The organism is Halovalidus salilacus (assembly GCF_031852275.1).
GTDB lineage: Archaea > Halobacteriota > Halobacteria > Halobacteriales > Natrialbaceae > Halovalidus > Halovalidus salilacus.
In genome coordinates this window covers 163949-183720 of sequence record NZ_CP134700.1, presented here as the reverse complement: position 1 = coordinate 183720, position 19772 = coordinate 163949, and the positions used below count along the sequence as shown (strand labels likewise).

Below are 19772 nucleotides of genomic sequence, written 5' to 3'. Positions count from 1 at the left end.
GCCGTCCGCGTGGAAGCGCCGTCGGGGCCAACGATGGTAGCCGTTACCGAATTACAAGCCATGTTCGAGGACATGGTCACGGCGCGGTACTACGAGGAGCGCCTCCAGGAGGAGTACCTGGAGGGGAAGCAACCGGCGTTCGACATCTCCGCGGGGCCGATCCCCGGCGAACTGCACCTGGCGGCGGGCCACGAGGCCTCGAGCGCGGGGGTCTGTCGGCACCTTCGGGACGACGATGCGGTGACGGCGCCGCACCGCCCGCACCACGTCGCGATCGCGAAGGGGGTCGACCTGAAGCGGATGAGCGCCGAGATCTTCGGCCGCGAGACGGGGCTCAGCTGCGGAAAGGGCGGTCACATGCACCTCTTCGATCCCGACGTGAACTTCGCCTGCAGCGGGATCATCGCCGAGGGGTGCCCGCCGGCCGTCGGCGCGGCGATGGCGGCGAAGAAACGCAACGAGGACGGCGTGGCCGTCGCCTTCCTCGGCGAGGGGGCGATCAGCCAGGGGGCGTTCCTCGAGTCGCTCAACCTCGCGGCGGTCCGGAACCTGCCCGTCGTGTTCGTGATCGAGGACAACGACTGGGCGATCAGCATGCCGAAAGAGCGCGTCACGGACGTCGAGGACGGCTCCCAGCGCGCCGACGGCTTCGACCTTCCCGGAACCCGCGTCGACAGCGACGACGCGGTCGAGGTCTACCGCGCCGCGAAGGAGGCGATCGGCCGCGCGCGAGACGGGAACGGGCCGACGCTGCTCGAGGTGCAGGTTCACCGGCGGATGGGTCACTTCATGGGCGACCCGGAGAGCTACCGGCCCGACGCGGACAAGGAGGCCGCCCAGGAGCGCGACTCGATCGAACGGCTCGCCGACGAACTCCGAACGCGCGACGTCGACGACGAGACGCTCGAGGAGATCCGCGAGCGGGCCCGCGAGCGCGTCGACGAGGCGATCGAGTGGGCGAAGGAGCAACCGGAGCCAGAGCCCGACGCGGCCTACGAGGACGTCTTCGTCTCTCCGCCGTCGGGCGTGACGGACGAGGAACCGTCGTACGAGTTGGCGGGGGCGAGCGCCGGTGCGGGCGCGAGGGCCGATACCGAGCCGGGGACCGGAGGTGACGAGTGATGGCAAAGCAGGAACCGCGGGAAACGGCCGAGATCGAGCGCGATCTGACGATGAGCCGGGCGATGGTCGAGGCGATCGCCCACGAGATGCGCGAGAACGAGGAGGTCTTCTACATGGGCGAGGACGTCGCCGACTACGGCGGCATCTTCGACAGCACGGAAGGCCTGCTCGAGGAGTTCGGCTACGACCGGGTGATGGACGTGCCGATCAGCGAGACGGCCTACCTCGGCGCCGCGGTGGGCGCCGCGCAGGCGGGGATGCGCCCCATCGCCGAACTCATGTTCGTCGACTTCTTCGGCGTCGCGATGGACCAGCTCTACAATCAGATGGCGAAGAACACGTACATGAGCGGCGGCTCCGTGAGCGTTCCGATGGTGCTCACGACGGCCGTCGGCGGGACGTACAACGACGCCGCCCAGCACTCCCAGACGCTGTACGGGACGTTCGCCCACCTTCCAGGGATGAAGGTCGTCGTCCCCTCGACCGCCCACGACGCCAAGGGGTTGCTGCACAACGCCATCCGGGACGACGATCCGGTCGTCTACATGTTCCACAAGCGGCTCATGGGCATCGGGTGGATGCCCGCGCCCGAAGGGCCGAAGACGCCCGTTCCGGAGGAGGACTACGCGATCCCCTTCGGCAGCGCCGACGTGAAGCGCGAGGGCGAGGACGTCACCGTGGTCACCCTCGGTCTGCACGTCCACCGCGCGCTCGAGGCCGCCGCAAATCTCGCCGATGACGGTATCGACGCCGAGGTGATCGACCTCCGGACGCTCGTCCCGCTGGACACCGAGACGGTCCTCGAGTCGGTCTCGAAGACGGGGCGGCTGGTCGTCGTCGACGAGGATTACCGCTCGTTCGGCGTGACCGGGGAGATCGTCGCCCGCGTCGCCGAGGAGCGCCTCGCCGACCTCGAGGCGGTCGAGCGGGTCGCGGTGCCGGACGTGCCGCTGCCGTACGCGCGGCCGCTCGAGGACGAGGTGATTCCGGGGACGGAGGACGTCGAGGCGGCGATCGAACGGGTTCACGGTGACGAGTAACGAATGAGCGAGACCGACCGGGAGACCGTCGACACGGCGGCGGTCTGGCCCGAGGACGCCGAGGAAGAGGAGGGAGTCGTCGCCAACTGGTTCGCCCGCGAGGGGAGCCGCGTCGAGGAGGGCGACGTCCTCTGCGAGATCCAGATCGAGAAGGTGAGCGTCGACGTCCCCGCGCCGGCGACGGGGACGCTCGCGGAGATCCTGCTCGCGGAGGACGAGGAGTTCGAACGCGGCGACGCGCTGGCGGTGATCGAGCCGGCCTGACTGCCGGGTCCGTCCTACCTTCTCGTGGACCCGCTCGAGCGACCGTTCAGCGCCAGCACCGCCGAGAGCGCGTCCGGTCACCGTCGAATCCGCGAGGAATTCGATATAGCACGAGACCATCTCAAGCTATATTAACAGCGAGTGCGAAGAGTGACGCGTGACCGAACGGACGACGGACGACGAACCGGGACTCGCGGAGCGCCTGACGACGGGCGAAGACCGGGTCCGGATGGTCGCGCGCCAGCTCTCCGAACCGCGGACGGCGAACTGGATCGCGTCGGAAGCGGGGTGGTCTCACGAACCGACCACGCGCGTCCTCGAGCGGCTGGTCGACGACGGAGTCCTCCGACGCGACGAGGGCGGCGCTCACACGACGTACTATCCGGATTACCGTCGACAGGCGATCCAGGAGGCGACGCGGCTTCGAGACGGCGACCACACGGTCGAGGAGTTGACCGACCGACTCACGGAAATGAAAGCTCGCATCCGGGGATGGGAAGACGAGTTCGGCGTCGACTCGCCGAACGGGTTGCGGGCGACGGTTGCCGACGCCGACCTCGACGCCGCCGAGGAGGAACGCCGACGCGACATCGCACGCGACTGGGAGCACCTCGAGCGGCGAATCCGAATCGTGAGCTTCGCGATCCGTGAGTGGGACTTCCTGGCACCCGGGGCGGACGGTGCGGCGGCCGAGAGCTGAGGAATGTCCGTCCCCCATCCCGGCGGCGATCCGAACGTCCACCTGTACGAACAGCTCAAGCGGGACGTCCTCGAGCGTGTTCCCCAGATCGCGTCCGTCGAGTACGTTCCGGACGATATCGAGGCAAAACATCTGCGGGCGACGTTCGATCCGCACCGACTCGAGCCGCCGACCGGACCCGAGGCACCGGAACTCGTCGTCACGTGGTACAGGGGGTCGCCTCGTGACTGGTTCCGCGTCGACTACGGCGATCCGAATACGGGATTTCACGCCGGGTGGCACCAGGACGAGGACCACCCGGATCTCGGATACGCACACGTCCAGTACTCGTTCCCAGACTGGGACGAAACCCATCGAACGGGCATCGCGTTCGAGCACGAGACCCCGTCGCTCGTGCTCTGGGAAATCGTCGACGACCTCCTGGAGACGGTGCTTCCGACGGACGCCGATCCGGGGTGATCGGCGCCGTCGAATCGACCGGCGGCGGCCGAGTCCCGCGATCGACTCGCGTCAGTCGGTTCTCGCGGCAGACGCGCGTTCGAACCGGTGCAGGACGACCTCGCTCTCGTCGTCCCACTCGAAGTTCTCGTGAACCCGCTCGAGCAGCCGTCGGTACGATTCGAGGTCGTCCATCCCCTCCGCGCGGGCGTCCTCGTCGGTGAGGTCGCCGAGGGTTCGCTCGGTCACCTCGACCACTTCGAAGGTAGCGTCGTCGATTTCGAACGCGTCACCTTCTTCGGCGTACAGTTGCCCGCGGTGGATCTGCGTGACCTCACCCTCGAGGGCCTGTCGTCGCATCCGCTCGCTCGGAAGCAGTTCGTCGGCGTCGATTTCTGCCATGGGGGACCGTTTACCGGGCGTCGACAAAACGGTTTTCCGGCGCCGCGGCGGTCGAAACGGCGCCGGGGTCGGGCCGCCCGGGAAGGGAAGATTCTTCCGACTGCCTGCCGGATGGGTAGGTATGAATCAGTACACCGTCACCGGTCGGTTCAAGAACCGCGACGGCTTCGCCGAGTTCGAGACGACGATCGAGGCCGAAAACGAGGACGTCGCCCGCGAGCACATCCTCTCCCAGCTCGGCAGTCGTCACGGACTCAAGCGAACGCAGATCGACCTCGAGGAGGTCGCCCAGCGATGAGCAGTCAACAGCAGCTTCAGGAACTCTCCCAGCAGCTCCAGGAGATCCAGGGCGCGATCGAGACGCTCGAGGGAACCGTCGAGGACCTCCAGGCGCAGAAGACGGAGGTCGACGAGTCGATCGACGCGATCGAGACGCTCGAGACCGACTCGATCGTGCAGGTCCCCCTCGGCGGCGGCGCCTTCGTCCGAGCGCGCATCGAGGACATCGACGAGGTGATCGTCGAGCTGGGCGCCGACTACGCCGCGGAGTTCGAACAGGAGGGGGCGATCGACGCCCTCGAGAGCAAGAAAGAGCGCCTCGACGAGCGCATCGAGGAGGTCACCGAGCGCATCTCGGAGCTCGAAGCCGAGAGCACGCAACTCGAGCAGCAGGCCCAGCAGCTCCAGCAGCAGGCCCTCCAGCAGCAGATGCAGCAGATGCAGGGAGGTGGCCAGGGTCCGGGTCAGGGCGACTCCGACGAGTAGCGGTCCAGCCGATCACACCATGTTCGACAACCTGAAGAAGAAGCTCGGCAGCTTCCGCAAAGACGCCGAGGAGGCGGCCGAAGAGAACGTCGAAGAAGTCGACGAGGACGAGCTCGAGGAGCTCGAGGACGTCGACGACGAAGCGCTCGAGGGCGCCGACGAGGAGGAACCCGAGGCCGAGAGCGAGGGCGAACCGGAGCCCGAGGCCGAGGACGCGGAGTCCGAAGCGCTCGAGGGCGAGCGCGAGGCGGGCTCCGAAGCGGAAGTGCCCGAAGCGGCCACCGCCGCCGGCGGTGAAGCCGTGGTCGAATCGGAGGTCGACGCTGGTGCAGAGGTAGGGGCGGCCGTCGAGAGCGACGCCGAAACCGCACCGGAGGCGGAACCCGTCGCCGGTCCCGACGTCGACGCGGAGGTCGTTCACGACACCGAAGCGGAGGCGAAAGCAGAAATCGGAACCGAGGACGCCCCCGAAGCCGAGACCGAAGTCGAAGCGGAATACGAGGACGAGGGCGAGGACGAAGACGAGGATGAGGCCGAGGCCGAAAACGACGACGGGGGCTCCGTCGGCTTCGGCGCCAAGGCCAAATCGCTCGTCCGCGGGAAGTTCGTCATCGAGGAGGAGGACCTCGAGGGGCCCCTGCAGGAACTCGAGCTGGCGCTGCTCTCGAGCGACGTGGAGATGAGCGTCGCCGACGAGATACTCGAGAACATCCGGGACGAACTCGTCGGCGAGACGCGCACGTTCACCACCTCGACGGGCGAGGTGGTCGAGAACGCGCTCAAGGACGCCATCCACGACGTGATCAGCGTCGGCCAGTTCGACTTCGACGAGCGGATCGCGATCGAGGACAAGCCCGTCGTCATCATCTTCACCGGCGTCAACGGCGTCGGGAAGACCACCTCGATCGCGAAACTGGATCGCTACTTCGAGGAGCGGGGCTACTCGACCGTGATGGCCAACGGCGACACCTACCGCGCCGGGGCCAACGAGCAAATCCAGGAGCACGCCGAGGCCCGCGACACGAAGCTCATCACCCACGAACAGGGCGGCGACCCCGCCGCGGTGCTCTACGACGCCGTCGAGTACGCCGAGGCCAACGACATCGACGTCGTCCTCGGCGACACGGCGGGGCGGCTCCACACGAACGAGGGGCTGATGGACCAGCTCGAGAAGATCGGCCGCGTCGTCGGCCCCGACATGACGCTGTTCGTCGACGAGGCCGTCGCGGGCCAGGACGCCGTCAACCGCGCTCGAGAGTTCAACGAAGCCGCGGAGATCGACGGCACGATCCTCACGAAGGCCGACGCCGACTCCAACGGTGGCGCGGCGATCTCGATCGCCCACGTCACCGGGAAACCCATCCTCTTCCTCGGCGTCGGCCAGGGATACGACGACCTCGAGCGGTTCGACCCCGACGAGATGGTCGAGCGACTGCTCGAGGAAGAGGAGTAGGCCCGATTCCCTTCGTTCGACGTTCTCTCGAGCGCCGAGCGTCGGCGCTCGTCGCCGGTCGACGACCGCGAACCGAACTCGACGTCGGCACCGGTCGGCACGAGACGCCCTCGAGCGCGAGCGGCGAGACCGTCACAGCGATTCGCAGGGTGTCCCGCCGGTCACTCTTGCCGGTACCGGTGACGTACGGGTGCGGTCCCGCCGCGAGACCGTCCGCGTTCCGGGGGCTCTCGGCCGTCTCGAGCGACCCGAGCCGATCGGTGGCGATCGCTCAGGCAATATTTTCCGCATCGAAAGACCGTCGTCAGGTTTCGCCCCATTACGGGAAGGTATACCCGCACGGTGTAATAACCCGGTAAACGATGGGCTTTGAAGATATCGCGACGATCCAGTCCTCCAGACGGCGATCGCGCCTGTGGTGGTACCGATGAACACGACGGAGAAATACAAGCAGGAAAAGCACCCCCTCGACGTCATCGACGACGTCTACGAGTACGCCGAGGAGGGGCTCACGTTCGAGGAGATCGAAGCGCGCGCCGGCGGCGGCGAGTGGGAGCGCCTGAAGTGGGCCGGCATGTACGCCCAGAAACAGGAAGGCTACTTCATGATCCGGACGAAGGTTCCCGGGGGCTACCTGACGCCGGAGCAAGCGGAGGTCATCGGCGAGTGCGCCACCGACTACGCCGTCGCGCCCGAGGAATACGGCGGCGAGCAACAGAACGAACTCTGGGGCGACGCCTACCTCGACATTACGACCCGCCAGGACATCCAGAAACACTGGATCCGCGTCGAGGACGTCCCGGAGCTGTGGGAACGCTACGACGAGGTCGGGCTGACGACGGTCCAGGGCTGCGGCGACTCCGCCCGTAACGTGCTGGGTTGTCCCGCCGCCGGACTCGACGATCACGAGTGCTTCAACGCTCAGCCGGTCGTCGACGCCGTCTCCGACTACTTCACGGGCAACCGAGAGTACGCGAACCTCCCGCGGAAGTTCAAGCTGACGATCACGGGCTGCGCCCACGACTGCGCCCAGTCCCAGATCAACGACATCGGTCTCGTCCCCGCCCGCAAGGAGGTGGACGGCGTCCGCGCGAGCGAAGCGAGTGCGGGCTCGTCAGAGCCCCGCTCTGACGGCGAGTTCCTCTACGGCTTCCACGCCCGCGTCGGCGGCGGCCTCTCGGACGGCCCGCGGATGGCCTCCGAACTCGACGTCTTCATCAAGCCCGAGGACGCCGTGGAGTTCTGCCGCGCCGTCGCTCAGACCTTCAAGGAGCTGGGCGACCGCCACAACCGCGGCGTCTGCCGCATGCGCTACCTCGTCCAGCAGATGGGCCCCGAGAAGTTCGAGGAAGCCGTGCGCGACCGCTGTACCGTCGACCTGCCCACCGCCGGGACGAACATGACCGTCGGCTACCAGGGCGACCACGTCGGCGTCCACGATCAGAAGCAAGACGGGCTGAAGTACGTCGGCTTCAACGTCGTCGCCGGCCGCATGGGCGGCGAAGAGTTCGCCGAGGCGGCCCGCGCCGCGAAGAAGTACGGCACCGAGGACGCCTCTGTCCGCCTCGCGACCGATCAGAACTTCCTCATCACGCACATCCCCGAGGAGAACGTCGACGACCTGCTCGAGGAGCCGTTCGCCCAGGAGTACAGCCCCGACCCCGGGCCCTTTTCCCGCGGCGCCGTCGGCTGCACGGGCAACGAGTTCTGCAAGTACGCCATCATCGAGACCAAACAGCGCACCAAGCGCTGGGCCCGCGAACTCGACGAGCGCATCGACGTCCCCGACGACGTCGAGGCCATCCGGATGCACATGTCCGGCTGCTCGGCCTCCTGCGCCCAGCCCCAGATCGCCGACATCGGCTTCCGCGGCGAGACGGTCAAGCTGGACGAGGAGGGGAAGATCGTCGAGGGGATGGACTTCGGCCTCGGCGGCGCGCTCGGCGCCGACAACGACTTCCTCGACTGGATCGAGAACGCCGTGCCCGCCGACGCCGTGATCCCCGCCCTCGAGCAGCTGTTCGAGGCGTACGCCGAGGAGCGCGACGAGGGCGAGAAGTTCTACCAGTGGGCCCGTCGCACCGACAACGATCGACTCCGGACGATCATGCAGGGGGCCGACGCGCCGGTCGCTCGAGGTGTTGCCCATGGCGACTGACGGGAACGACGAGCGACTCCCCGGCGTCCCGCAATCGGACGGCGAGGATGACGCGGTGATCGGGCTGTCGAACGCCGACGCCGCCCGCTCGAGCCGCGGCCAGGACCACGGCGGCAGGGATGCGGTCCGAGCGGACGGGGGATGCGGCCCCGAGACGTGCACCTGCGGCGACCGGAGCGCCGGCGACGAGCGTCCCGTCCGCGCCGACGGGGGTGAGGGAACCGAAGGTTCGCGATCCTCGTCAGCGCTACGCGCTGACGGTGTGGGCGTCTCGAACGTCGACGACGAGGGCAACCTCGGCGACCTCGAGTTCACGCCGCCGGCCGAGGACGTCAGCCAGGACGTCGATAACGGCGAACCCGACGTCCGCGTCAGCGTCCCCGAGGGCGTCGACCTCGACACGCCGACGTACTCGATCCGGTCGGAGATGAACGACATCGAGACGCCGGACGAGAAGACGTGGTTCATGGAGCTCGACGCGGCGGTCATCGACGCGGGGCGCTGCATCCAGTGTGGGACCTGCGTCGCCGCCTGCCCCTCCGACTCCATCGGGGTCGGCGAGGACGACCACCCCGAACTCGTCAAGATGTGCACCGGCTGTTCGCTCTGCTGGGACTTCTGTCCCCGCGGCGGCCTCCGGTACGAGCGCCAGTGGAAGATCACCGGCGGCGAGGACAACGTCAAGGGAGCCGGCGACCCGATCACGGAGTTCTCCGCCCGCGTCGACGAGGAGTGGACCGAGAACGCCCAGGACGGCGGGATGGTCACCCACCTGCTCGCGACGCTCCTCGAGAAAGGGGAGATCGACGGCGCGCTCATCGCCACCGAGGACGACGAGGAGCCGTGGAAGGCCGTCAGCTACCTCGCCACCAGCCGCGAGGACCTGATCGAGAACGCGGGGACGATCTACAACCAGACGCTCGCGGTCGGAAACCTCGACCTCGCCCGGTGGGAGCACAAACTCCCCGACAAGGACTGGGACGAGCTCAGCCTCGCGTTCGTCGGCACGCCGTGTGAGATCGAGGGGCTGCGCGCGCTGCAGGACTTCGACTGGGACCACGACTCCCAGGAGGAGGGCATCCGCGCCGTGGACTACATGATCTCGCTGATGTGCACGAAGAACTTCAACTACTACAGCCTCATCGGCGAGCAGCTCCAGGAGAAGCGGGGCATCTCACCCGACGAGATCGGCAAGATGGACGTCCTCCACGGCAAGATGATGGTCTACGGCCGCGACGGCGAGATGATCCTCGAGGAGGACGTGAAGAACTTCCACGACGCCGCGCTGAAGGGCTGCGACGAGTGCGCCGACTTCACCGGCTTCTGCTCGGACATCACCGTCGGCTCCGTCGGCTCCTCCGACGAGTACTCGAGCGTCATCATCCGCACCGAGCAGGGCATGAAGGCCTGGGAACTCACCGAACCCACCCTCGACTACCACGACTTGGAGGACCGCTCGGCGGTCGGCAAGCTCCAGGGCTGGGACAAGAAGAAGGCGTTCAACTCGCTCGAGCGCCCCTTCGACCCCGACGCCCCGCGCTTCATCGACTACACCGATCACGCCGAACAGTACGGGTCGACGCTGAACCCCCACGACGACGACTACAAGGCGGCTAACGCCCGGAAGCGGGACGCGAGCGCGAAGAGCGACTGAGGACGCTCGCGTTTCGGTCAGCAGAATTCGGATCCGGTTCGTTCTCGGTTTCGCTCGTCTCCCCTTCACGCTCGATTCCGCCTCGTTCGAGCGGTTTGGCCTCGACGAACACCGAAGCGAACTCAGACGGTGTATAGTAACAACTGAAACGAGTTACACACTGCTCGCAGCCAAACGGCCGGGAAGCGGCTCAGCACACCGCCTCCCGGCCGTGGATCGCGAGCAGGTGTGCGCTGACGTTCAGTGGCTACTATAGTAGACGTGCGCGAGGTGATCGTTCGGACACTGCGCGATCAGCTTCCGCAGCCGTTTCGACGCGAGATTCGCCTCGGCATCGGGATCGGGGGTCGCGGTGACCGCCGTCAGGGTCGCCCCGTAAGGGACCCCGATCGGGATCGTCGCGCCGCAGGTGGGACAGTCGGGGTCGGGCCACGCTCTCTCGCTCATGGGTACTCGAAGCGTATGTCGAGTCGCGCTTTCGCGTTCGGTCTACCAGTGCAACCATCCGGCACGTATTTCCGGTTGTTCGGCGAGCGCCCGGGAACGTCGGAGATAATGGCCGCCGGACGAAACCAACCCACGAGCATGCAACGCCGTCTTCGCGTCGCGACTCCGTCGGACGCGGCCTCGATTCGAACGATCTACGCCCCCTACTGCGAGTCGACGCCGATCAGCTTCGAAGAGACCCCGCCCACCGAGGCCGAACTGACCGAGCGGATCGAACGCACCCTCGAGCGCTACCCCTGGCTCGTCTGCGAGGTCGACGGGGAGGTCGTCGGCTACGCCTCCGCGGGTCCGCTGCGCGGGTACGACGCCTACGAGTGGGTCGTCGAACTGTCGGTGTACGTCGCCGAGCGCGCCCAGGGCGCGGGCGTGGGGCGGGCGCTCTACGCGTCGCTGTTCGCGATCCTCGAGCGCCAGGGGGTCCGAGACGCCTACGCGGTGACGGCGGTTCCCAACCCCGGCACGGAGGCGTTCCACGAGTCGCTCGGCTTCGAGTTGCTCGCCACGTTTCCCGAGATTGGCTACTCGAACGGCGACTGGCGGGACGTCAGGTGGTGGCGCAAGCCCCTCGGCGAGAAGGCCCCCGATCCGGACCCGCTCACGCCGTTTCCGGCGCTGCTCGAGGCGGTGGAGGACGCGGATGCCCTCGTTCGCGTCGGCGAAGAACACCTCGAAGTCGAGTAACGGCGTCTCGGCACGAGTAACGGCACCTCGAGGTCGGGTAACGCTCGGTTTTCGCCCGTCCTCGAGACGTCTCCCTACCCGCCGCCCGCACGTCGACGCTGACGGCCGAGTGAGCGCTCGTGCATACAGTACGCGTCGGGATGCGTCGGTCCGTCAACAGCCGAGGCGGTCGGCCAGTTCGTCGATGCCCTCGACGGTCAGGTCGGGTTCGGGGCCGAACGGTTCCCAGGGCTCGCCCTTCCGGTCGAGCCAGACGCCCTGCATGCCGGCGCGGATCGCCCCCTGGACGTCGAACGTCAGGGCCGCGACGTGGGCGACCTCCTCGATCGGCGTCCCGGTTCGGCCCGCGGCGTGGCGGTAGAGGTCCGGGTCGGGTTTGAACGTCGCGACCTCGTGGGCACTGATCGTATCCTCGAGGAGGTCGCCGATGGCCGCGTGGTCGACCATCGACGCGAGCATCGCCGGGTTGCCGTTCGAGAGGACGTAGACGTCGTACCCGCCGTCGCGGATGCGCTCGATCCCGTCGCGGACGTCCGCGAACACCTCGAGTTCGTGGTACACCTCGAGGATCTCCTCGCGATCGTCGGCTCCGATCTCCTCGTCGTGGGCCGCGAGGGCGTACTCGAGGGCGTCGCGGTTGACGTCGTAAAACGGCGCGTACTCACCGAGATCGTTCCCGACGAGCGTGTACAGCATCGAGCGCTGTCGCCACGTCTTCGAGACCGATTCGGGGTCGTCCACCCCGTGGTCCTCGAGCGCCGAGACGGTCGCGTCGACGTCGACGAGCGTGCTGTAGGAGTCGAACGTCACCGTCGTTACCCGGTCGGAGTCGAATTCGGCCATACGGGCCGTACGCGGGCGACGACAAAGAAAGCGGTGTCGCGGACCGAACCGATCCGTCGGGTTCCCCTCGGAGTCACCACCCCCATCCCCACCCCCGTGGCCCTTTTTCAACCCGTCCGTGGTGTTCGTGGTCGTAAGGAACTCGCTCATGTCACCCGATTCGAACTCCCGGAAGGCCGCCGCGAAGTGTCTCGAGTGCGGCGAAATCTCCGTCGTCGAGATCGAACCCGACGGGACGATCGTCCCGATCGGCCAATCCGAACTCTGCGACTGCGACGGTCGAAGCGTTCGAATCTTCGAGGACGACGTCCTCGACGATCCGGACTGACGGGGGGTTCCAATCGAGTCCGCCGGCCGAGAGGGGGCCGCGTTCGCACTCCGAGGGGCCGATCTGCGATAGAAAGACAGTTCCGCACCGCCCCCGAACCACCGGCACATGCGAATCGCCGTCCCCAACAAGGGCCGCCTGCACGAGCCGACGATCGACCTCCTCGAGCGGGCGGGACTGCACCTCGAAAACGGCGCCGACCGCAAACTCTACGCCGACACGGTCGACCCCGAGGTGACCGTCCTCTTCGCCCGCGCGGCGGACATCCCCGAGTACGTCGCCGACGGCGCGGCCGACCTCGGGATCACCGGCCTCGACCAGGTGCGCGAGGCCGGCGTCGAGAACGTCGAGGAGCTGCTCGACCTCGAGTTCGGCCGCTGTCGCCTCGTCCTCGCCGCCCCCGAGGACGGCGACATCGAGACGGCCGCGGACCTCGAGGGGAAGACCGTCGCAACCGAGTTCCCGACGATCACCCGCAGATTCTTCGACGGCGTCGGCGTCGACCCCGACGTCGTGGAGGTCTCCGGCGCGACGGAACTCACCCCGCACGTCGAGATGGCCGACGCCATCGTCGACATCACCTCGACGGGGACGACGCTGAAGATGAACCGGCTGGTCGTCGTCGAGGAGGTCCTCTCGAGTTCGGTCCGGCTGTTCGCCCGATCCGACGTCGTCGACGACCCGAAGGTGCGCGAGGTCCGGACGGCGCTCTCCTCCGTGATCGCCGCCGAGGGCAAGCGCTACCTCATGATGAACGTGCCGGCGGATCGGCTCGAGGCCGTCCGCGATGTCATTCCCGGACTCGGCGGCCCGACGATCATGGACATCGCCAACGGGGACGGCGAGAAGGTGGCCGTCCACGCCGTCGTCGACGAGCGCGACGTCTTCGAGACGATCACGGAGGTCAAGCGGGCCGGCGCCAGCGGAATCCTCGTGACCGAGATCGAACGGCTCGTCGAGTAATCCGCCCTTACTCGCCCGAGGCGCGACTCGCGGTCGCTCGGGTGCCCTTCGGAATCGCGGCCTCGCTCACTCGAGCGCGCCGCGGTCGCCGAGGGGGCCCTCGAGGTACGGTTCGAACACGAACAGTCCGGCGGCCGCCGCGACGAGTCCGCTTCGGACCTCGTACTCGACGAGTCCGTGCGCGGTGAGCGTGGGAAGGTGAGTCTGGCGCAGCGACTCGTAGACGCGCTGACACCGCTGGAGGAGCGGCGTCTCGTGCGTGGGGTGGTGTTCCTCCTCGGCGAGGCGGCGCGCGAGCGTCCCGACCGCGACGGGTTCGTCGGTGTCGGCCGCGAGCAGACACCGGAGCACTTCGCGCCGGCGGCGACTGCGAAGGAGGCGGCGGACGTCGTCGTCCGGGAGCGCGAAGGGGTCGGCGACCTCGTCGACGGGGGAACGATCGAGGCGTTCTCTCGACCGGGTTCCGGAGACTGTCATCGTCACCGGCACCTCGGTCGGTTCGGGGGATAAACGAGGCCGTCCGTTCGGGTCGATCGACGCCAGTTTAGCGCGTCTAGGATCGTTCACGGTCGCGCGAATTCGGGACGAATGGGGCGAACGAGCGTCGAGCGTCGGTGCGAACGGTGCGCGGCGGACGGGCCACGTCCGGAGGACCGACCGCTCCGCGGCCGAGACCGTTCGCGAACCGGTACGGTCACCGAAATCCGAGTAAAGCCGTCGCAAACGAAACCGGCGAACGGCGAACGGGCGGTTCGTTCGGATCGACGGGGGCGAGAACGCGCTTCGATCGATCGGACCGACGGATCGGGTCGCCCGGCGGCGGCGATGGAACTCGAGTCGAAGCGAACGGAGGAGGTCGAGCGGTCGCGGTCGCCGAATTCGTTACTCGAGCAGCCCGAGGTCCTCGAGGCGCGAGACGATCTTGTCGACGGCGTGTTCGGCGTCCTCGGGCTTCTTGCCGCCGGTGATGACGAGCTTTCCGGAGCCGAACAGGAGCGCGACGACCTCGGGTTCGTCGAGTCGGTAGACGAGACCGGGGAACTGCTCGGGTTCGTACTCGATGTTCTCCAGGCCGAGGCCGATGGCGATGGCGTTCAGGTTGAGGTTGCGCCCGAGGTCCGCGCTCGTGACGATGTTCTGGACGACGATCTCGGGGTCCTCGTTCACCTGGATCTGGAGTTCGCGGAGCTTGTCGAAGACGATGCGGAGGCTCTCGTGGACGTCCTCGGTGCTCTTCGCGCCGGTGCAGACGATCTTGCCCGAGCGGAAGATCAGGGCGGCGGACTTGGGGTTCTGCGTCCGGTAGACGAGGCCGGGGAACTGCTCGGGGTCGTAGTCGGCTCCCTCGAGGTCCATGGCGACGCTCTGAAGGTCGAGTTCCTGCCCGATACCGGTCGACGCGACCACGTTTTCGATGTTGATGGTGTCCTTCGGATCCGTCATAAGTCGCTTAAAAAGACGTATTTAAGGTTTATAAAGGTTGGTGCCGGTGGACGATATATCCGGTTCGGACGACGGGTATCGACCGCCTACCACCTCGAGAGTGCGCCGGACGAAGGCTCGTTCGATGGTCTGACGGTTCTCCGGGGCGTCGGGAGGTCGGCGAAAGCGGTAGGCTGATACTCGATCCGACGCGATGACCGGGCGTGCACCTGCTCGAGCTCGGCGGTCGGGACGACGCGTTCGCGGCGTACGAGGCGACGAGCGCCGCGACCGGAGTCCGACGGATCGCCCCGGGGCTCGCGGTCGCGAACGCCGTCGTCCCCGAGCGGGCACGCGGACTCGCCTACACCCACCGCGCGAGCGAACTCGTCGGCCGAACCGACGCCGACCTCGAGGCCGCTCGCACGCTGCTCGAGGCGGCCCCGATCGATCGCGAGGGGAGCGTCGCCGTGCGCGCGGCGGACGTCCGCGGCTCGACGGGGATCAGCACCAGCGAGGCCGAGCGCACGCTCGGCGGGGTGCTCGTCGACCGGGGGTTCTCGGTCGACCTCGAGGAACCGGACCACGTCCTGCGTGTGGCGTTTTCGGAGGGCGTTCTCGACGTCGGGGCCGACGAGGAGGTGACTGATGGGCGAGGCGACCTCCTCGAACCCGCCGAGGGAGCGGGTGGCGAGTCGGCCGGAGAGCGCGTCTCCGTCTGCGCCCTCGGCTGGCTCGAGGCCGAGAGCGTCCGCGACTTCGGGACGCGCGCGCCGACCGACAAGCCGTTCTTCCAGCCCGGCAGCATGGACCCGATGCTCGCGCGCGCGGTCGCGAACCTGGCCTGCGCCCGCCCCGGACGGACGCTTCTGGACCCGATGTGCGGCACCGGCGGCGTCCTCGTCGAGGCGGGACTCGTCGGCGCGGACGTCGTCGGCACCGACGCCCAGGAGAAGATGGCCCTCGGAGCCCGGGAGAACCTCGCCCACTACCTCGAGCGCGACGATCCGTCGCCGACGGGCGTCCCCCGGGGCTCCTGGGCCGTGGGACGGGGCGACGCGACCCGACTCCCGCTGAAAGACGGCGCCGTCGACGGGGTCGTCTTCGACGCGCCCTACGGCCGCCAGTCGAAGATCGAGACCCACCGGCTCGAGGACCTCGTCGCGGGCGCCCTGGCGGAAACCCGTCGCGTGGCGGACCGAGCCGTGGTCGTGGCGGATCGGTCGTGGGCCGCGCCCGCGATGGAGGCGGGGTGGGAACTCGAGGCCACCTTCGAGCGCCGCGTGCACCGGTCGCTGACGCGGTACGTGCTGGTCCTCGAGTGAGCGACGGTCAGACCGAGCGGTAAATCACCGCGGCCTAATGGGGGATATTTGGTTCCCCAGAAGCTATGGTGATTCGATTCGTTTGACTTACTACGGGTGATACCGTGAGTGGAACCGACAACGGAGCGGACGAGGAGTACGGGACGGCAACGCTCAATCATCGGGGGCGATTGACGATCCCGAAGGACCTACGCGACGACCTCGACCTGGAGGACGGGACGGAATTCCGGGTCGTCCGCGAGGGCGGCGACATTCGACTCGTACGGGTGCTGCCCGAACTCGAGACGCTCACTCGAGGCGAAGAGTGGGGCGACGATGCGTTTCGTGACGCTGGCGAAGCGACCTTCGGTGGACGGTGAGGCGATGGGGCCGAGACGCGTTCTCCCGGACGTCAACGCGCTGGCGATTCAACTCGTGGACGACCATCCGGGCCATCCGTACATCGCCGAGGAACTCGTCCCGGGGCTCGCGGGCGAAGAGACGTTACTCGTGTTCGGATACCTTCCGTTACGAATCCAGTGGGTGCTCGAGGACCTCGGGTTCGAGACGTACGAGGCGAGGAACGCCGTTTCGTCGCTCCTCAGGTATCCGATGCGATTCGTCGACGTCGACGAGGAAACCGTCCTCGAAGCCTACGAGATCAGCGCCGCGAAGAATCACGACGTGTACGACTGCTTTTACCTCGCCCTCGCTCGCCGAGCGGACGCGGACGTCATCGTCACGACCGATCGGGATTTCGAACGGCTCTGCGCCGGCGAACCGTTCGAGTACGTGAACCCGGTTCCGTCTGACGTTCTCGAACGCTTCCGAACCGTGAACGACTCCTGAGTTGAGCGACCGACTCAGGAGTCGGACTCGAGCGCGCGCTTGCGAAGCCGTTCGCCCTCCTCGCTGTCGACTCTGAGCACGGGGACGGGGACCGGCCGCCCGTCGTCGTCGATCGCGACGAAGGTGAACGACGACTCCGTCGTCTTCTCGGTGTCGCCGGTTCGCGGATTCTCGCGCCACGCCCGCAGCGCGACGCGCACGCTCGAGGTGCCCGCGGCGTAGACGTACGACTCGACGAGGGCGACGTCGCCGATCCGGATCGGCCGCTCGAAGTCGAGTTCGTTCACCCGCGCGGTGACGCAGGTCTCGGCCGCGAAGCGCATCGCGGACATCGCCCCCACCTCGTCGAGCCACTTCATGAGGTAGCCGCCGTGGAGCGTCCCGTTGTTGTTCGCGTGGTTCGGCTGAACGCGGAATCGGTTTCGGATGCGCGTCTCGAGGAGCGTCGGCATACCCGTGACTTCGACGGGCGAACGGAAAGGTTCGGTCCGCACGAGCGCCGCCGCGACCCGTTCGAGTCGTCGATCGCGATCAGGCGTCCCGCCCGAGTTCCGCCAGCAAGCGCCCGACGTGGATTCGGTCGCTCGTCCCCTCGTGCATCTCGAACTCGACGTCGGCTGCCAGCCGGTGGACCCGTGCGAGTTGGTCGCCCTGATAGCGCTTTCGCGAGGCGTTCAGGATCTCCTCGAGCACCTCCTCGCCGTCGAGCCCCTCGTCGACGAGCAGGTCGTCGAGGGTCTTGCGGGCGTCCGTGAACGCCCCGGCCTCCGCGTCGTCGAGCATCGACTCCACCTCGTCGGCCAGCCCGACCTCGCCGATGGTCTGGTAAGCCGCCTGCATCGTGAGTTCGCCCTCCTCGAGGACGGTCGTCTGCGCCGCGAGAATTGCCTTCCGGAGGTTGCCGTTCGAGTAGCCGGCGACGAACTCGAGGCCGTCGGGGTCGTACTCGACCTCCTCGGCCTCGACGATGCGCTCGAGGACGGCGGCGGTCTCCTCGCTCGAGGGGGCGCGGAAGGGGACGGGGAAACACCGCGAGCGGATCGGCGGGATCAGCTTGGTGGGCTGGCGGGTGCCGATGATAAACTGGGTCGTCCGGTGGTGTTGCTCCATGATCCGGCGCAACGCCTGCTGGAAGTCCTCGCGGACGTCCTCGGCGTTGTCGAGCAGGATCGTCTTGTACGACCCCGAGACGGGCGCGTAGCTCGCCGACTCCTTGAGCACGCGGTTGATCATGTCCCGCTTGGACATCGACGAGCGGCCGACGAGGAAGTGTTCGAACCGGGGATCGTTCTTGATCTCCGTCTTGGTGCGGCCGAAGAAGTCCGCGACGTTGATCTCGACCAGATCGTTGTCCGGGTCCTCGTGGGCCTCGCGGGCGAGCGCCCGCGCCGCGGCCGTCTTGCCGCTGCCCGGAGGCCCCTGCAGGAGGAGGTTGATCGGCTCCTCGACGGCCCGCGTGAGATACTCGCGGGCGTCGTCCTGGGGCAACTCCTCGAGGTCGGGAGCGTAGGTCTCGGTCCACAGCGGCGCGTCCATCGCGCGGAGGTAGGGACGGGCCGGGTAAGAATCGGTCGGTTGGCGTCACTCGTCGCCGTCGTCCCCGGTTCCGTCGTCACCGTTCCCGTCGCCGTCATCGCCGTTCCCGTCGTCGTCGTCGGTTCCGTCGTCACCATTTCCGTCGTCGCCGTCACCGTTCTCCTCGCCGTCCTCGGACTCGAAGTCCGCCGGCGAGAACGTCGTCGAAATCGGCTCGCCCTCGTCGTCCTCGATCGGTTCGGCGTCTCCGTCCTCGAGTTCGTCCGGGTCGCCGGCGTAGAGGCTCGCGGTCAGTTCGGCGTCCTCGTCGACGTCCTCGTCGAACTCGACGGTGACGTTCTCGTGCTCGCCTGGCTCGAGTTCCTCGCTCGTTCCGACGACCGTGTCGTTGTCCTCGACGGCGACGAACCCCTCCTCGGGGATCGCCGCGTCCACCTGCGCGGTCGAAGCGTTCGCGTCCGTCACCGTCACGTCGGGATCGGTGTGGAACTCGAGGTCGATCTCGGCGAGTTCGCCGTCGCCGTCGGTGTAGACGCCGAGGGTCCGATTCCCCGGCTCGGTGCCGCTCGTGTCGGCTTCGAAGGTGACTTCCTGGGACTCCTCGGGGTCGAGGTCGAGCACCTGCTCTTCGAGCACGCGGCCGTCGAGGCGGAACTCGACGGGCTGCTGGTCGCGGTACTCGTTCGGATTTCGGATCTCGGCGGTGACGTTGATGGTCTCGTTCGTCGTCGCCGACGACGGGGCGTCCATCGATTCGACGACGAACGAGTCGTCGAACTCCTCCGAACTCGCCGAATCTTCGGCCGTAACCGTCGCGGTGTCGCTGACCGGGTAGCCGTCCTCGAGGTACGGGCGATCCTCCTCTCCGTCGGTCTCGTTGTACGCGTACTCCTCGTCGTCCGTCGTGTCCCGGTGGGCCGTCGCCGTCAGCCGGCCGAGGAGCTCGCCCTCGGACTCGTCCGCCTCGATCGTGACGGTGTCGTGCTCGCCGGGTTCCAGGTACTCGGAGACGGCGACCGTCTCGCCGCTACCGTCCTGGACGACGACGAATCCCCCCTCCGAGAGCCGTACGTCCTCGACCGTGACGCTCGAGCCGTTGCCCCGCTGATCCTCGAACGTGATCGACGCCGTCGGCTCGTCGTCGACGCCGAAGATCGACGGGGCCTGTCCGACGACGAGGCCTGCCGCGAGAACGATCCCGAGCGCGATCACGATCGCACCGACCCGCTTTATCGTTCTGAACTCCATGCTCGGTAGATTCCGGTTCGAGCTAGAGTCATCGGGCTCGAGCGTTGTAAAACGCGCAGTCGCTTCCCGCGGACGGAAACCGATTATCGGCCGAC

General features: G+C 67.6%; 24 protein-coding genes. 16 read left to right on the top strand and 8 right to left on the bottom strand.

Going from position 1 to position 19772, the window contains the following annotated elements:
* Window positions 1-60: 60 nt before the first annotated feature.
* The 5 genes from RJT68_RS00910 to RJT68_RS00890 all read left to right on the top strand — a co-directional run bounded on the left by RJT68_RS00910 (window position 61) and on the right by RJT68_RS00890 (window position 3585).
* Window positions 61-1122 (top strand): thiamine pyrophosphate-dependent dehydrogenase E1 component subunit alpha, encoded by a 1062-nt coding sequence (locus RJT68_RS00910; protein WP_407038507.1) that lies wholly within the window; start codon window positions 61-63, stop codon window positions 1120-1122.
* A complete protein-coding gene (locus RJT68_RS00905) occupies window positions 1122-2162 on the top strand; it encodes an alpha-ketoacid dehydrogenase subunit beta (RefSeq protein WP_407038506.1) in 1041 nt (346 codons plus the stop codon). The genes RJT68_RS00910 and RJT68_RS00905 overlap by 1 nt, the downstream gene beginning before the upstream one ends.
* Before the next feature lie 3 nt (window positions 2163-2165).
* Window positions 2166-2426 carry a lipoyl domain-containing protein gene (locus tag RJT68_RS00900; RefSeq protein ID WP_407038505.1) on the top strand — a complete coding sequence of 87 codons (261 nt, stop codon included), beginning with the start codon at window positions 2166-2168 and terminating at the stop codon, window positions 2424-2426.
* A gap of 157 nt (window positions 2427-2583) precedes the next feature.
* Window positions 2584-3126, top strand: a complete 543-nt coding sequence (locus tag RJT68_RS00895; protein ID WP_455196255.1) for a DUF7342 family protein — start codon at window positions 2584-2586, stop codon at window positions 3124-3126.
* Between the two features lie 3 nt (window positions 3127-3129).
* Window positions 3130-3585, top strand: a complete 456-nt coding sequence (locus RJT68_RS00890; protein WP_407038504.1) for a hypothetical protein — start codon at window positions 3130-3132, stop codon at window positions 3583-3585.
* A 51-nt stretch (window positions 3586-3636) separates the two neighbouring features.
* Here the strand turns inward: RJT68_RS00890 and RJT68_RS00885 are convergent, their stop codons facing one another.
* Window positions 3637-3966, bottom strand: coding sequence for an ASCH domain-containing protein (locus RJT68_RS00885; protein WP_407038503.1), 330 nt, complete (start codon window positions 3964-3966; stop codon window positions 3637-3639).
* Between the two features lie 121 nt (window positions 3967-4087).
* On the opposite strand from RJT68_RS00885, the gene rpl18a reads away from it, so the two are divergent.
* The 5 genes from rpl18a to RJT68_RS00860 all read left to right on the top strand — a co-directional run bounded on the left by rpl18a (window position 4088) and on the right by RJT68_RS00860 (window position 9996).
* Entirely contained in the window at window positions 4088-4264 is a 177-nt protein-coding gene (gene rpl18a / locus RJT68_RS00880; protein ID WP_407038502.1) for a 50S ribosomal protein L18Ae, read from the top strand.
* On the top strand, window positions 4261-4731 hold the full coding sequence (gene pfdA / locus RJT68_RS00875; RefSeq protein WP_407038501.1) for a prefoldin subunit alpha: 471 nt from the start codon (window positions 4261-4263) through the stop codon (window positions 4729-4731). The genes rpl18a and pfdA overlap by 4 nt, the downstream gene beginning before the upstream one ends.
* A 19-nt stretch (window positions 4732-4750) precedes the next feature.
* On the top strand, window positions 4751-6184 hold the full coding sequence (gene ftsY / locus RJT68_RS00870; protein WP_407038500.1) for a signal recognition particle-docking protein FtsY: 1434 nt from the start codon (window positions 4751-4753) through the stop codon (window positions 6182-6184).
* 427 nt (window positions 6185-6611) lie between these two features.
* Window positions 6612-8342: a nitrite/sulfite reductase gene (locus RJT68_RS00865; protein WP_407038499.1), complete on the top strand. Its 1731-nt coding sequence runs from the start codon at window positions 6612-6614 to the stop codon at window positions 8340-8342.
* Window positions 8332-9996, top strand: a complete 1665-nt coding sequence (locus tag RJT68_RS00860) for a Coenzyme F420 hydrogenase/dehydrogenase, beta subunit C-terminal domain (protein ID WP_407038498.1) — start codon at window positions 8332-8334, stop codon at window positions 9994-9996. The genes RJT68_RS00865 and RJT68_RS00860 overlap by 11 nt, the downstream gene beginning before the upstream one ends.
* A 240-nt stretch (window positions 9997-10236) precedes the next feature.
* On the opposite strand, the gene RJT68_RS00855 is transcribed toward RJT68_RS00860, so the two are convergent.
* Entirely contained in the window at window positions 10237-10443 is a 207-nt protein-coding gene (locus RJT68_RS00855) for a hypothetical protein (RefSeq protein WP_407038497.1), read from the bottom strand.
* Between the two features lie 108 nt (window positions 10444-10551).
* On the opposite strand from RJT68_RS00855, the gene RJT68_RS00850 reads away from it, so the two are divergent.
* A complete protein-coding gene (locus RJT68_RS00850) occupies window positions 10552-11184 on the top strand; it encodes a GNAT family N-acetyltransferase (RefSeq protein ID WP_407038496.1) in 633 nt (210 codons plus the stop codon).
* 153 nt (window positions 11185-11337) lie between these two features.
* Here the strand turns inward: RJT68_RS00850 and RJT68_RS00845 are convergent, their stop codons facing one another.
* Window positions 11338-12027 (bottom strand): haloacid dehalogenase type II, encoded by a 690-nt coding sequence (locus tag RJT68_RS00845; RefSeq protein WP_407038495.1) that lies wholly within the window; start codon window positions 12025-12027, stop codon window positions 11338-11340.
* 148 nt (window positions 12028-12175) lie between these two features.
* Here RJT68_RS00845 and RJT68_RS00840 point away from each other — a divergent pair, with 148 nt between their 5' ends.
* On the top strand, window positions 12176-12355 hold the full coding sequence (locus RJT68_RS00840) for a hypothetical protein (protein WP_407038494.1): 180 nt from the start codon (window positions 12176-12178) through the stop codon (window positions 12353-12355).
* A 108-nt stretch (window positions 12356-12463) separates the two neighbouring features.
* The gene (gene hisG / locus RJT68_RS00835; RefSeq protein ID WP_407038493.1) at window positions 12464-13318 is read left to right on the top strand and encodes an ATP phosphoribosyltransferase; all 855 of its coding nucleotides are present in this window, start codon (window positions 12464-12466) and stop codon (window positions 13316-13318) included.
* 66 nt (window positions 13319-13384) lie between these two features.
* Here hisG and RJT68_RS00830 read toward each other — a convergent pair whose 3' ends face one another.
* Window positions 13385-13795 carry a DUF7344 domain-containing protein gene (locus RJT68_RS00830; RefSeq protein WP_407038492.1) on the bottom strand — a complete coding sequence of 137 codons (411 nt, stop codon included), beginning with the start codon at window positions 13793-13795 and terminating at the stop codon, window positions 13385-13387.
* 405 nt (window positions 13796-14200) lie between these two features.
* The gene (locus tag RJT68_RS00825) at window positions 14201-14761 is read right to left on the bottom strand and encodes a TATA-box-binding protein (protein WP_247003328.1); all 561 of its coding nucleotides are present in this window, start codon (window positions 14759-14761) and stop codon (window positions 14201-14203) included.
* A 203-nt stretch (window positions 14762-14964) separates the two neighbouring features.
* On the opposite strand from RJT68_RS00825, the gene RJT68_RS00820 reads away from it, so the two are divergent.
* From RJT68_RS00820 to RJT68_RS00810, 3 genes are all read left to right on the top strand, one after another.
* Window positions 14965-16065, top strand: a complete 1101-nt coding sequence (locus RJT68_RS00820) for a TIGR01177 family methyltransferase (RefSeq protein ID WP_407038491.1) — start codon at window positions 14965-14967, stop codon at window positions 16063-16065.
* 104 nt (window positions 16066-16169) lie between these two features.
* The gene (locus tag RJT68_RS00815; RefSeq protein ID WP_407038490.1) at window positions 16170-16424 is read left to right on the top strand and encodes an AbrB/MazE/SpoVT family DNA-binding domain-containing protein; all 255 of its coding nucleotides are present in this window, start codon (window positions 16170-16172) and stop codon (window positions 16422-16424) included.
* 4 nt (window positions 16425-16428) lie between these two features.
* Window positions 16429-16893, top strand: coding sequence for a type II toxin-antitoxin system VapC family toxin (locus RJT68_RS00810; protein WP_407038489.1), 465 nt, complete (start codon window positions 16429-16431; stop codon window positions 16891-16893).
* 14 nt (window positions 16894-16907) lie between these two features.
* On the opposite strand, the gene RJT68_RS00805 is transcribed toward RJT68_RS00810, so the two are convergent.
* From RJT68_RS00805 to RJT68_RS00795, 3 genes are all read right to left on the bottom strand, one after another.
* On the bottom strand, window positions 16908-17345 hold the full coding sequence (locus tag RJT68_RS00805) for an acyl-CoA thioesterase (RefSeq protein WP_407038488.1): 438 nt from the start codon (window positions 17343-17345) through the stop codon (window positions 16908-16910).
* 79 nt (window positions 17346-17424) lie between these two features.
* On the bottom strand, window positions 17425-18429 hold the full coding sequence (locus RJT68_RS00800) for an AAA family ATPase (protein ID WP_407038487.1): 1005 nt from the start codon (window positions 18427-18429) through the stop codon (window positions 17425-17427).
* A gap of 45 nt (window positions 18430-18474) precedes the next feature.
* A complete protein-coding gene (locus tag RJT68_RS00795) occupies window positions 18475-19677 on the bottom strand; it encodes a DUF7282 domain-containing protein (RefSeq protein ID WP_407038486.1) in 1203 nt (400 codons plus the stop codon).
* Between the last annotated feature and the right edge of the window lie 95 nt (window positions 19678-19772).